The sequence below is a fragment of the Undibacterium sp. Ji22W genome (assembly GCF_049340305.1).
Classification (GTDB): domain Bacteria; phylum Pseudomonadota; class Gammaproteobacteria; order Burkholderiales; family Burkholderiaceae_D; genus Undibacterium.
Window position 1 is genome coordinate 787,674 of the sequence record NZ_JBMPOU010000002.1, and the last position, 14,093, is coordinate 801,766.

Here is a 14,093-nt window from a genome sequence, read left to right on the forward strand (position 1 = left end):
GTATTTATTTGTTCAAATCTCTTTTTCAGACATTTAAACTGCGCCCGCAAGCTGATTTCAAATCGGCGCAATGTGCGAAGAATAGCGAAGTCTGGGCTTAGCGTCAAATTTGCCCGGATTTTCGATGCTTTTTAAATAATTTCAATCCATATTGACCGAATTGTTCTGACCTAAGCTCACCTAAGCTGACCTCAGTTCAAACCGCACTACTCATACATTCTTAGATCTGCCAGGAGAATTTGGTAAACAATTCACTTTGCTTACGCTGCGCCACAAAGCCCGGTGTTTCTGATTTAGTCATGGTCCAGCCTAAATACACGGCACTACCGACGCCTGCACGATGCGTGTACACGAAGGAATTCACGCTACGGCTACTATCAGGGGCGACCACCACGATATACGCTAGAGGATCGCGTTTGGTGCGGGCATCTTGCAGAATCATGCGTATCGTATCTTTAGGACTCAAATGCAAGATGCTATTAATTTGCAGCGCCGTCTCTTTGTAAGCACGCGCCTGACTCGCGGCTTCACCGCTTCCATTAATCCAATTGGTCGCAAAACTAGGTTCCACCTCAAGACGATCAAGCGGTCGCAACTTGGCGCTCATAGAATACGAACCGCCGCGCCCCAAACGATTGGCCAAGATGTCGATCACATCGCCTACGCTAAAATCAGCGGCGATACGAGCGACTTGTTTGCCCGGACTGGCAGCAAGGCCCCAGGCAAACCGGCCGATAGAAAATAACTCCCCTTGTTGATTCACGCGACTACGCACAGTGGGACTAATATTTAGATACGCCGAGCTATCATACGGACCCGCAACTCTGACGCCGGGGCTGAGAATTTTTGACAGAATATTTCCGTCGCTATCAACTTTGTATTCGGCAGAGACGTAGGCATTCACTTCATGCAATTCACCCATGCGACCAAATTTTTTGGTGATGTCAGAGTTCACACTCCGGAAACCGACTTGTGAGAAGAATCCATTATCGGCACGAAAATCCTTACTAAAATCACGCACACTGACTGACATGCCATAGTCATCATTGCCGCGCGACCAGTCGAAATAAGCTGCATGGCCAGTTGTGACGTCAGCGCGCGCAATATTTCCTTTGGAATCTAATTGTGCATTGGTTGAGCTCATCAAAAGCTGGCCACGCATCAATTGATTTCGGTCGATTTGCCAGACGAAATCCGGCCCAGCGACACGGTTGTAACCTTGTCCATCGGCATATTGTCTATCAGTCGCAATCGCACCTAAGGACAATGAGCCCAAACGAAAATTGGCTCTGGCATCGGTTGCGGTCGAAGCGACCGTGCTGTTCGCATACGCGGTGTAATAGGTGCGCGGCACCATGACCAGTGCGCCAGCTGTATCGCGACTCGTGAGAATACTAAAATCTTTATCCGCATCCCGTTGGGTGTAACGCAAGCCGACATCAGGATTCGCGATCGTGCGTGTACTGATCGCATTCAAAGGCGTACGGAATATGTCAGCGCCTTCCAAAAAGAATGGGCGCTTTTCTTGTACGAAAATGCCAAAGCGTGTGTTACCAGACAGCTGTGGAGAATCTAACTCGATTTGGGAGAAGTCAGGATTCAAGGTCGCATCAATCGTGATGGCAGAAGTCGGTCTAAATTTGAAATCTACGCTCACATCACTGGATGAACTAGAAGGCGCGGGCTTACCTTCAATTTGATCTCTATTGCGACGGCTAACCAATTGTGGCGTGACATTCCAATTCATGCCGGAAGGCAGGTTTTGCATACCTTCGATAGGATGAGAAAAGCATAAGTTACAACTGGTTGCCCGCGTCACAGCACCACTATACATACGGTAGCGCTGATCGCGTGTCATATTGCGCAATACCAAAAGACTCCACGGAGTCGTTGAATGTTTATCGTAAGCGATCGAAGAGAAAGGAATTTTGTATTCTGCGCTCCAGCCGCCGTCAAAGCGTGCCGTGCTGGCGGAGAACTCGTAATCCGGTGCAGTATCGTCACCCATGGTATCGCTGTAAATACCATCCATGACAGCACCACGTGCGTTCACATAAAACACCTGCGCTGCCTTATGTCCGCTACTCGGATCAATATATAAAGTGAAAAAGTCCTGATCGATACTAATCTTGTCTCTGCGCGCAAATGAGTCGCGGATTTGATTGGGTTCATTATCAAAACCTGTTACACCAACATATAAAAACTTGTCGTCATATAAAACTCTGACTTCCGTTCTTAGATGCGCTGCAACGCCATCGAAGGGTTGTGTCTGAAAGAATTCTGTATGCGGAATTGCTTGCTTCCAAACCGCTTCATCCAATTTTCCATCTAACTTGATCACCTCTTTTTTCTGCAATTGGTGCGCCTGAAATCCTGCCTGGGCTGCGCTAGAAAAAAGCAAAGTGCTAACAAGAACGGAGAGGAAAACTTTCATAGGCATTCAAAAATGAGTAATTTGTAAAACTAGTATTTTAACAAGTTTCTATCAAGGAAACTTAGAGCTTTGTGTTGCCATATAGTTCAACCTAAGTTCAACCTATGTTCAATCTGAGTTCAATGATCCTAAGCTCAACTCAAGCTACCTAGGTGCTACGTCGATTCCGTTTGATCTGATGAGAACACAATGCCGTTCATGTGAACCAATGAACATGAAAGTGCTGGGCAAAAAAAAAAGACTGCCGAAGCAGTCTTTTTTATGAGGCAGTTCTAAACAGCTATGATTAGAATGCGTGCAACAAACCAACTGTTGTACGAGTTGCTGTCTTGTTGCCAGCGCCGATGAACAAGCCCAATTCTTGATCTTTAGCAGCTGTTGTACCAGCTTTAGCATAAGAGAAAGAACCGTAGAATGCTGTACGTTTGCTCAAAGCATACTTAGCAACTGCTACGTATTGATCCGCTTTTGCTTTCATGTCGCCAGAACGACGATTAGCGTAGTAAGCAGCTGTCAATGTTGTTTGTGGAGTCAACATGTAATCAACACCAGCACCGAATACACCGATCGTGCGGCCTGTTGTATTCAATTCGTTTTCAGCGTAAGTCACTTTTACAGTGAATTCTTCGTTAACTACAAACTTCGCACCACCTGTATAAACGCGCAATGTAGAGCTGTTTGTCGCGTCTTTCATTTGGCCGTAAGAGAATACAGCTGTCAAACCATTTTGGTTGAAACCAGCAGATGCACCCATGTAGCTGCTTGCAGAAGCATCGCCAGCTTTTTCACCGAAACCGTACATTGCGCCGAAATTGATACCACCCAAAACTGATGGGAATGCATATTTCACGGAATTGTTTTGACGTGTAGCAGAGCTAAAGCCGTTGCTAGAACCGTGTGTACCGTACAAAGTCGCGTTATTCAAACCGCCTAAAGCGATGTTTGGGTTAGTGCCGACATGCGCTACGTTCAATGGATCAACTTGGATCAATGTATCGTAAGCCAGGTTAGTTTGACGACCCATGTTCAATGTACCGAAGTCACCAGAAACACCAACTGTTGCAATACGGTCAAACAAAGAACCTGCTGTACCAGTATCAACGCTCAAAGAGCTTTCCAATTGGAAGTTTGCTTTTAAGCCATTACCCAGATCTTCAGAACCTTTGAAGCCCCAACGGGAAGATGACATGTTGCTGTTATCCAAAGAGAATTTTTTGCCACCAGTTGTTGTTTGGTTAGACATGTAGGAAGTAGATGCATCTACGATACCGTACAAAACGACAGAAGATTGAGCAGAAGCGGCGGATGCGAATGCACCCAAAACTGCGAAAGCGATAAGTGATTTTTTCATTGAAAAACTCTCCAAAGGTTAATGAATTTTTTTGTCTGATATGAAATATTACTGACGTTCTTACCGACTACTAACATATCAAACGAAAATTTTTGTCTCTTGTTAGCACCATGTTATAAAAACATAGCTACTTTTGCCTCGTATACTAAGTGGCATTTGAACAAAATGCGCTATTTTGGGCAAAGAGAATTACGCTATTATAGAACATATTCAAGATTTATGTGGCATTGCAACAACAAAGCCCGAATTTCACTCAAAAAAGCTGCCACAAGTATAATTTTTCTGTTAACGCCAGTTTTGCTGTAGCGCAAACTTCGGTGCCTTATTTCTTCATTATTTACGGCGGCGTTTGAGCTTAATCGCATTACAATTGATGTTTTTCCAGCCTAGACAGATCAGCCATGTTTTTGCCATCCATAGACAGCACGATTATCAACTTTGACCGCGCACTACGCGTCATTTCAGGGCAAGCAAGGGCGTCGCGTCAAAATCCGGCAAGGCAATGTCTGGATCAAGATCTCTCTGAAGCAGAGCAAAAGCATAGTGCTGGTCTGATGCGTGTTAATCATGTAGGCGAAATTTGCGCGCAGGCTTTGTATGATTCGCAAGCCGTGTTTTCTAAGTCAAACGAAGTCAAACAACAATTCGCGCGATCCAGCATAGAAGAAGAAGATCACCTTGCCTGGACCGCAGAACGTCTGCAGCAGCTCAATTCGCATACCAGCGTTTTCAATCCGTTGTGGTACGCCGGTGCTTATGCATGCGGCTTAATTGCGGGTCGCTGCGGCGATGCCGTTAGTCTGGGCTTTGTAGTGGAAACCGAAAAACAAGTCGAAGCACATCTCGCCAGTCATTTAGAAAAGCTCCCACTACAAGACGCAAAGTCACGTGCCATCGTTGAGCAGATGCGGGTCGATGAAATCGCGCATGGTGCGGCAGCTGATGCACTCGGTGCTACGAACCTACCAACTCCTGTAAAAATCTTGATGCAGGGAATGGCAAAAGTGATGACGACTGCCGCCTATCATTTGTAACTTACATTTGTGTCAGATCAAGGCGCGCCTAGCACTTTTCTAACTTGGCGATACTCAGATCGAGCAGCTTCATTCCAAATTTGCCAAAATTAATATGGGCGCGCGCATTCGTGCCGCTGCCCTCGATATTCACTATCACGCCCTCACCGAATTTCGCATGTGCGACGTTTTGGCCTATGCGCCAGCTATTACCATTGCTTACTTGGGCCTTTTGGAAATTTTGTGCAATCGCGTTCGCACCTGATTCTGGTGTTTCATCCCACGCCGATTTTGGACGTGCAAACCAGCTTGGTTGAATTTTAGGCGACAGCCATTTCAGTGACTCTTCCGGCATCTCTTCAAAAAATCGCGAACGCATGTTGTAACGGGTCTGTCCATGCAACATACGCGTCTGTGAAAAGGTCATATACAGACGTTGCCGAGCACGGGTGATCGCCACATACATCAGACGTCTTTCTTCTTCTACACCAGACTCTTCCTGACTACTATTTTCGTGCGGGAATAAGCCTTCTTCCAAACCGCCGATGAACACCGCATCAAATTCCAAACCTTTGGCAGCATGCACGGTCATTAATTGCAGAGCATCTTGCCCCACTTGCGCTTGATTATCACCTGCTTCCAAGGATGCGTGCGACAAGAACGCAGACAACGGCGACATCACGGTTGGCAAGGCGGCATCAGCATCTATGATCTCAATGCCATCTGCATTCGCAATCAAACTGCTCGCTGGGCGCGATACAGGTCCGGCCAAGGCTGGTGCATCATGCCCGAAGCCTTCTTCGGAGACAAACAAAGTCGCCGCATTCACCAGCTGTTCCAAGTTTTCTATGCGATCCGCGCCTTCTTTTTCGGTTTGATAATGCGTCAGTAAAGTGCTCAGATCAAGTACCACTTGCACCATTTCTGGCAAAGGCAAGTTTTGTGTTTCAAAGCGCGCGCCTTCAATCAACTTGACAAACCCACCTAGCGAAGAACCTGCTTTACCCGACACATAGGGCACCGCCGCATACAAAGAAATATTGTATTGTTTAGCCGCATCTTGCAGTTGCTCTATCGAGCGCGCACCGATGCCACGTGTAGGAAAATTCACTACGCGCATAAAGGCTGAATCATTGTGTGGATTGTCCATTAACTGCAAATAGGCAATCGCATGTTTGACTTCTGCGCGGTCAAAATAGCGCTGGCCGCCGTAAACGCGATACGGTACATTCGCCGAAAACAAGGCATGTTCAATCACACGCGATTGTGCATTTGAGCGATACAAGATTGCGATTTGACTACGCTCAAAACCATCGCGGATCAGATTCTTAGCTTCTTCCGTGATCCATTGCGCTTCTTGAATATCGCTACTAGCTTCAAAAATTCTGACCAGCTCGCCATGCCCCGCATCGGTGCGTAAATTTTTTCCGAGGCGTTTGCTATTGTGTTCAATTAGCGCATTCGCGGTATCCAGAATGTGTCCGTGCGAACGATAATTTTGTTCTAGCTTGATCAGATTTTCGACGCGAAATTCTTTTTCAAATGCGGCCATATTGCCGACATTCGCGCCACGGAACGCATAGATACTTTGATCATCATCGCCCACCGCAAACACTGCGCCATGCGTACCCGCCATCAGCTTAAGCCATTTGTATTGCAGGTCATTGGTGTCTTGAAACTCATCGACCAAGATGTGTTTAAAACGCGCTTGATAATGTTCGCGCAAAGGTTGATTTCGACTCAGTAATTCGTAAGTGCGCAATAAGAGTTCGGCAAAATCCACCACACCTTCACGTTGACATTGCAGATCGTAAAGGTCATACAAGGCCACCATCTTGCGATTAAAATCGTCGTAGGCATCCACCTGGGCTGCACGTAAGCCCTGGTCTTTGGCACTGTTGATAAAGTACATCAAAGTTTTAGGCGGGAATTTTTCGTCATCGATATTATTCGCTTTTAGTAAGCGCTTAATGAAGGAAAGCTGATCGCCCGAATCAAGAATCTGGAAAGTCTGCGGCAAACCCGCGTCACGATGATGTGCACGCAACAATCGATTACATAAACCGTGGAAAGTCCCTATCCACATCCCACGCGTATTGATCGGCAACATCGCCGACAAACGCGTCAACATTTCTTTCGCTGATTTGTTGGTGAACGTCACCGCTAACACACCGTTTGGCGAAATCTGTCCAGTTTGAATCAACCAAGCGATACGCGTGGTCAATACGCGGGTTTTACCAGAACCAGCGCCCGCCAGAATTAAGGCAGATTGTGCTGGTAAAGTGACGGCAGCGAGCTGCTCGGGATTGAGATTGTGTAGGAGATTTTGCATCCCGATATTATACGGGAGTGTCAGCAGGCATCATCAAAAAAGACTGATTTTTTATACAGCTTGTTTCTTCGCTTCGTCATAAGTACGTAACCACGTTAGTTGCAATACGCGCGCATCGCTACTAGCTCTATGTCTGGCGACACATAATTCTTTCATGACTTGCTCTTTGGTCGCATCCCAATTCGGCAATTGACCATCTTCAATTATTTCAAATAAGTCTATTAATTTAAATTTCGGCGTGATTTGCGCGGAATCAAACAATCGTGCCATCCAGACATAATCTTGACCCCAGGCATCGGTGTAGACGGTGCGTCCACCCAGAAAGAAATTGAGTTGCGCCGCTACAAACTGAGCTGTATTACCGCGTTCAATTAATATTTCACGGGCGATTCCATGTAAGCGCGCGGCATCTAAATCCCAGTGTGTCCAATCGTCCTCCGGCCGGATCAATGAGCACCAGCCTTCACCGTGACGACCGGAAAATCCAACTTCAATCGGATAGCTACCTTGTCCGAAACCAGATGCTTCAAAATCTATAATGATGGGCACGGTCATCATCGCCAACTCCTGAATAGGGAATCCCATGTCTTAACAAGGGTAGGGGAATTCCATTGTGCCTTAATTTTTCGACAAAGCAAGATTTGCTGCGATCTTTGCGCCAGATCTGGTGCTGGGCGTGGTTTTTTGGAGCATGTCTCGAACTGCCCTTAAGGCAGGTAACGCGCACCGTGTTCGCGTTGACGCTTGAGCGTCTTGGTCGCGACAAAAATCTCGCGTAAGAAGAAGATAAAACTACCGATCAAAGCAAATACAGCGCCAACAAATAGTGACGCAATGATTTTGTCTAAGTGCAGGTCTAAAGCATCGCCGAGAAATAAAGCGGCGATCACCAAACACACCAATAAGGCGCAGGTAGAACTCAGAGTAATTGCACGGTTAATCAAATGCGAACGCTGATATAACTCGTCGAGTTCGATCCGCATATTCGGTGTTAAGCCATCGGCACCCTGGGTAGTGACGATTTCTTCTAATACTCTGGAACGGTCGATAATGCGTGCCAAGCGATTCGTCAGTACGGTCAGATTGGTGCCAACGCCGGTCAACAAAAATACGGGGGCAATTGCTAATTGAATAATTTGACCGATATTCCCTAGATGTAAATTGATCACGATAGTCTCTGTGCTGGATGGGAAGCGATATTTTAACAGGCATACACCGAAGTCACCCGCCGCCGTACATTCGTTCGCGCCAATAATGCGAGGGTCACGTCAAATTAGGACGCTTCGTCGCATTTCTATCGTCGTCTCCGCCATGCTTAGGCAAAGTAGCGTCATTCAATCAATTCAGGAGGAAATTATGGCGCAAATTTTTACACACACCCCAACTTGGGTCTGGTTACTGTTAGCTGGCCTATGTTTCCTCGGTTTCAGCCAAACTAGAACCCGCGAGGTTTCATTACAACGCGTATTGACATTGCCACTGGTGATGCTGATATTGTCTCTCACTAGTATGCATAGTGGTATCGGCTCGGAACTAATCACGTTGGGAGCGTGGGGCCTCAGCGTAGCGCTTAGCTGCATGCTTTTCGTACGTCGCCCACTATCAAAGAAACACCAATATGATCTCACCACTCAACGGTTTACGATTGCTGGTAGTTGGCTACCATTGTTCCTGATACTTGCTATGTTTATCGCTAAATATGCCTTGAATATCAGCTTAGCGATACGTCCCGAACTAGCACAACATACCACTTTCACACTTGGTTTTGCTATTCTCTTTGGGGTGTTTAACGGTGCCTTCTTAGCGCGACCGATCAAGTTGATACGATTAAGAAATCGCGTTCAGGAACAGCTCACTCAAACCGCACCAACGGTTCTAAAAGTATAAGTTATTGAGGCAAATTAGGCGCCGACAACGAGGGTTTGATGTTCAAGAAAATACTGGATTGCTTGGTCAGCTGGTAAGGCCTTAGAAAAATAATAACCCTGACATAAATCACAGCCAGCGGCTTGCAGAACCTTCAGCTCATCCTCGGTTTCTACGCCTTCTGCCACAACGGTTAAATTCATTGCCGCAGCTAGTGCCACGATGCTGTTTATGATTGGATTGTCTTGTTGATTACCGCGACTTCCTCTTACGAAGGTACGGTCGATTTTGAGTACATCTAATGTTAATTGATGCAGGTAATTCAGTGAAGAATAGCCAGTCCCGAAATCATCCAGCAAAACACGAATGTGATGTTTTTGCAAAATCTGAATATTGTTTTGCGCAATCGCAAATTTATCAATCACCGCACGTTCGGTAATTTCTATCCCCAGCGTGTTCGGTGGAACTTCGAATTCCTCCAGCAAGCTCAAGACAGTATTGATGAATTCTGCGCTGGCAAAATGACGCCCTGAAATATTCACGCTCACTTTGGGCGACATTCCCGTGCTGGCACGCCAAGCGCACATTTGTTGGAGCGCTCGACGCAACACGTAGCGATCGATTTTTTCAATGAGCCGATGTTTCTCGGCATAGTCGATAAATTCATTGGGCGCGATCCAAGAACGTTCTGGATGCTGCCAGCGTATCAAGGCTTCAAACCCAACCGCAACACCCGTCGCAACATCAATCACTGGTTGATAATGCAAGACGAACTGTTGCTCAGCGAGTGCGGTATGAATTTCTTCGCCCAACACCAAATCGCGTACATTAGCGCGATCAAGCAGTGGATCATATAACTGATAATTCCCCCGCCCAGCCGCCTTAGCCTGATACATCGCGGTGTCCGCACGTCGAATAATCTCTGTCGCCGATATCGACGTATCATTGATAAAAGCGATCCCGATGCTGGTCGAACAGGTAATCAACGCTTCGTTCGCGGCAATCGGTTGCTGTAAGGCTAAAATGATGCGCTCGGCGAGTTGAATGGCTGTGTCGTGCTGCTCGATATCCTCTAAAAATAAAGCAAATTCGTCGCCACCTAAACGTGCGACCGTATCGAGTTGGCGCGTTTGCTGTGTGAGCAATGCGGCAAATTTATTCAATAAAGCATCGCCCACCGCATGCCCATACCGGTCGTTCACTGTTTTAAACAAATCGACGTCCATATACAGCACAGCACACATGCGATTTTCTTGTCGCTCTTGTTTCTTCAAGGCGTGCGATACCCGATCCAAAAATAGACTTCGATTCGCCAAGCCAGTTAAGGGGTCATGCAAGGCCAGATGTTGTAATTTTTTTTCCGTGACCTTGCGTTTCAAAAGATTCGATACGTGACGCGAAACATAGCTCAGTAATTCGCGGTCTTTTTCTAGGTAGGAAACCAAAGGTGAATAAGTTTGTACGACCAAAGCACCTTTTAAATCATCTCCAGCATGGATTGGTACACCTAACCAGGATTCGGCAATCGTGCCCAAAATTTCAAAATCGCCGCGATTCGCGCGCGCCAATACTTCTTCGCGACTCAACAATAGGGAGGTATTATTAAAAATGACCCAAGCCGACATGCCGCGCATTTCGATATCGACCGGTCCAATATCAGCTGCTAATTCGGGATGACGTTCATCAATAAAATAGGGAAATTCTATGCGCCGAGTTTCTTCGTTATAGACCGCTACAAAGAAAGACTTTGCGTAGAGAAGTTCGGCAATCAGATGATGAATTTTTTCATAAACTTTGAAAAAATTTTCATCTTCATAAGTCAGTGCAGCGATGTTAAACAAAACGCTTTGCAATTTCTTCGCGTATTCCAATTCACTAATCGAAGATTCCAGTTGGTGAATCAGGTCCGCTTGCGCCAACTTTGCTGCAACCATTGAGGTGACCGCAGTCAGTATTTTGATGTGTTCCGCCGTATAAAAATTTTTCGCCAGATTTTCACTATCAATCACGCCGATCAACTGATCCGAGTGAATAATCGGAATCGCCAATTCGGAACCGGCCTGCTGCATATCCATCACGTAGCTCGGTTCTATACTCAGGTCATTAATCACAATCGTTTCTCTGGTCAGAGCGGCACGCCCTACTATGCCTTCACCCAAACGCAAAGTCAGCGCATTATTCACCGAGCCTTGTTCAGAAATTTTATGTCCGAATGCCGATTGCTGAATCAAAGTCTGGGTGGGTATATCCCACAGATAGATCACGCAATCATCAAAACCCATCTGCCCGACAACCTCGTTTGCGGTGTACCACAATACTTCTTCACGCGTACGCAAACGTAACAAGGCGATGGCAAACTCACTCAAAATATTGAGTAAAGAATTGCGTTCACGCAGCATCGCAATTTCGTGCTCGGTATTGTGCTCAAAATTCACACTGGGCGACGACTGATTCGGCATGGCGGGTAGATGCTATTCACAAAGTTAATATAATTTTTAAAAGCACGAACTGGATAAAAAATCAGCGCTCGTCAATCTCTCTGTCGGTGCAGGCATTCTACTCGCGAGCGAATAGAAAATAGATAATTTAGATTGCAAAACAACAAACTGCGGCAAACTTCAACGAAGTAGTACAAGAAATAAATTTGAATCGGCAAGATAATTCAAAGACTCGAATGGTGTACAGACAATGAAATGGCCGAGATGACAGGGCCGATGCAAACTGGGATAATCACTTTTTTCTGATCTATTTTCGAAGAGCAGCTATGGTCTTATACGAAGTCAGTGTCCACGTTCGTGCCGATATGAGTGTCGCTTTTGAAGAATATATGCAGAACAAACATATTCCTGAAATTTGGGCGACGACATGCTTTCGTCAAATTCATTTTGATAAAGACGAGGCAACCCACTATCGCACTAGTTACCAGGCCGCCAGTCTCGCTGATTATGAACGTTATATCGATCAGCATGCGGCTTCCATGCGAGCCGATTTCATGCAACATTTTCCGGAGGGCTGTACAGTAACGCGACAGCTCTGGCATACGCAAAAAATTTGGAAATAGCCTTTTTACCGAGTGCAGGTGGCGAATTTACGACACTCATTGCGGTATGCAGAACTACTGTTTTCGACACATTTGTCCTCCGATACAATTCGCGTCAGATACCAGGACAGGCAGGTCGACACCCGACTAACATGATTTTTGTCTATCCAGCGTAGACCAGGTTCCCCTATAGCGGCTGGGACACTTTATCGCGAGAATCATTAAGCTGACACTAACACCAAAATCCATGTTGCGGATCTACATCACACACGCAACAGCAATCAGCTTGCTTGCATCAATTTCACTGACAAGGATATTTTCGATATATAAAAAGTATTGAAAAACAAACTCGTCTCGACTGCATAATCGTCCTATACTTAAGCTAAATTTAAACGAAATTTAGCCTACAGATACAAGCTTGCTTACCAAAGGGATTTTGTATGATGAACATCCAGCATAGCGATACTTTTTCGAATCCAGCATCCATCGAAGAATTATTCCGTCAGAATGAGACCAATCACTATTTGCAATTGATGATGCGCGTGATATTCAGCGCATTATTGTTTTTGCTGGTGTCACCATCAATGGTCTTAGCGCAATCTACATCTGGGCCGCCAACCGCGAATCCCTTTGGCACCACAGTAATCGAAAACACTGTGGCAAATGTCCTACCAGCACAAACTGTGGGTACCGTGGATACCTTACAAATTACTAGCCCACCTACGCATGGTTTTCTGATCGTCGACGGCCTGAATTTTTTGTACACCCCGGCCGCAAATTATTCGGGTGCTGATAGTTTTTTTTATACCGCAACCAATATTGCTGGCGTATCAGCTCCAGCTCGGGTCTCGATTACGGTCTTGCAAGTAGTACCGACAAGCTATCCAGTTAACACCACGCTCACCGTCAATAGTATTAACCATCTGATCAACCCCAGCATCACAGGAAGCCCCAGCAGCATTGCAATCAGCAGCCCACCATCTCACGGTACGGCCAGCGTCAGTGGCCTCAAAATTCTGTATACACCAAGCGCTGGATATATTGGTGCGGATAGCCTTAGTTACACTGCCACAAACACAGCAGGAACTTCGTCCGCCGCCAGTGTTAATATCACTGTGACCGGTCTGCCGCCGACAGCGAACCCGATTAGCGCCAATGTGGTGCTCAACAGCGGCGCCAATTCAATCGCCGCGAATATTAGCGGCAGCGCATCCAGCATTGCATTAATTGGCGCTCCGAGCCACGGAACAGCCAGCGTGAACGGGCTCAACATTATTTATACCCCAGCGCTAGGCTTTACCGGCACGGAGAATTTTTACTATGTCGCCAGTAATTTTTATGGCACATCATCGGTCGCTGGAGTCAGTATTAACGTCAATGGTATTCCACCTGTTACGAACATAGTCAACGCGACGGTATTACAAAACAGTAGTGCAAACACCATTGCCAGCAATATTACTGGGACGGCGACTAGCGTAACAATAGCCAGCTCCCCAGCGCATGGTACCGTCAGTATCAGCGGGTTAGATTTCATCTACACGCCAAGCGCCGCTTATGTCGGTAGCGATGCTTTCACCTACTCCGCGACAAATAACTACGGGGTGTCTGCGATTGCATCTGTCAATATCAATGTCAACGGCATTCCCCCGAGCGTGACTAGTGTCAGCACTAGCGTATTGCAAGATAGTAGCAATAATACGATTGCCAGCAACGTGACAGGCAATGCCTCTAGTATCAACCTGTTTAGCACGCCGATTCATGGTACGGCGATTGTGAGCGGGATGAATATTCTGTACACGCCAAGCCCAGGATTTGTTGGCACAGACAACTTTAAATATACTGCCAGCAACGCCTATGGTACCTCGAGCATTGCGAGTATCAGTGTTGATGTAAAGGGGGTTCCTGCAGTTGCCAATACGATTAGTGCGAGTGTTTTGCAAAACAGTAATAACAACGTCATTATTTCGAGTATTACCGGAAATGCTAGCAGTATTGCCCTGTTCAGCTCACCAAGTAACGGAACTGCCAGCGTCAGTGGACTCTCCATTATTTATACA

General features: G+C 46.3%; 10 protein-coding genes. 4 read left to right on the forward strand and 6 right to left on the reverse strand.

Features of this window, described 5'->3' with window-relative positions:
• Positions 1-220 precede the first annotated feature (220 nt).
• Both ACO0KW_RS10170 and ACO0KW_RS10175 read right to left on the reverse strand, forming a co-directional pair.
• The gene (locus ACO0KW_RS10170; protein ID WP_423052964.1) at positions 221-2,434 is read right to left on the reverse strand and encodes a DUF5916 domain-containing protein; all 2,214 of its coding nucleotides are present in this window, start codon (positions 2,432-2,434) and stop codon (positions 221-223) included.
• Positions 2,435-2,720: 286 nt separating this feature from the next.
• Positions 2,721-3,785, reverse strand: coding sequence for a porin (locus ACO0KW_RS10175; RefSeq protein WP_423052965.1), 1,065 nt, complete (start codon positions 3,783-3,785; stop codon positions 2,721-2,723).
• Positions 3,786-4,186: 401 nt separating this feature from the next.
• Here ACO0KW_RS10175 and coq7 point away from each other — a divergent pair, with 401 nt between their 5' ends.
• Entirely contained in the window at positions 4,187-4,819 is a 633-nt protein-coding gene (gene coq7 / locus ACO0KW_RS10180; RefSeq protein WP_423052966.1) for a 2-polyprenyl-3-methyl-6-methoxy-1,4-benzoquinone monooxygenase, read from the forward strand.
• Between the two features lie 28 nt (positions 4,820-4,847).
• On the opposite strand, the gene ACO0KW_RS10185 is transcribed toward coq7, so the two are convergent.
• The 3 genes from ACO0KW_RS10185 to ACO0KW_RS10195 all read right to left on the reverse strand — a co-directional run bounded on the left by ACO0KW_RS10185 (position 4,848) and on the right by ACO0KW_RS10195 (position 8,296).
• The gene (locus ACO0KW_RS10185) at positions 4,848-7,130 is read right to left on the reverse strand and encodes a UvrD-helicase domain-containing protein (protein WP_423052967.1); all 2,283 of its coding nucleotides are present in this window, start codon (positions 7,128-7,130) and stop codon (positions 4,848-4,850) included.
• 51 nt (positions 7,131-7,181) lie between these two features.
• Positions 7,182-7,715: a hypothetical protein gene (locus ACO0KW_RS10190; RefSeq protein WP_423052968.1), complete on the reverse strand. Its 534-nt coding sequence runs from the start codon at positions 7,713-7,715 to the stop codon at positions 7,182-7,184.
• Between the two features lie 122 nt (positions 7,716-7,837).
• A complete protein-coding gene (locus ACO0KW_RS10195; RefSeq protein WP_423053462.1) occupies positions 7,838-8,296 on the reverse strand; it encodes a DUF2721 domain-containing protein in 459 nt (152 codons plus the stop codon).
• A gap of 145 nt (positions 8,297-8,441) precedes the next feature.
• On the opposite strand from ACO0KW_RS10195, the gene ACO0KW_RS10200 reads away from it, so the two are divergent.
• On the forward strand, positions 8,442-9,017 hold the full coding sequence (locus ACO0KW_RS10200; protein ID WP_423053463.1) for a DUF6622 family protein: 576 nt from the start codon (positions 8,442-8,444) through the stop codon (positions 9,015-9,017).
• Positions 9,018-9,031: 14 nt separating this feature from the next.
• Here ACO0KW_RS10200 and ACO0KW_RS10205 read toward each other — a convergent pair whose 3' ends face one another.
• Positions 9,032-11,455: an EAL domain-containing protein gene (locus ACO0KW_RS10205; protein ID WP_423052969.1), complete on the reverse strand. Its 2,424-nt coding sequence runs from the start codon at positions 11,453-11,455 to the stop codon at positions 9,032-9,034.
• Between the two features lie 305 nt (positions 11,456-11,760).
• Here ACO0KW_RS10205 and ACO0KW_RS10210 point away from each other — a divergent pair, with 305 nt between their 5' ends.
• Positions 11,761-12,057, forward strand: coding sequence for a DUF4286 family protein (locus ACO0KW_RS10210; protein WP_423052970.1), 297 nt, complete (start codon positions 11,761-11,763; stop codon positions 12,055-12,057).
• 419 nt (positions 12,058-12,476) lie between these two features.
• Positions 12,477-14,093 (forward strand): Ig-like domain-containing protein (locus tag ACO0KW_RS10215; RefSeq protein ID WP_423052971.1); only part of this gene is annotated, 1,617 nt, incomplete at its 3' end.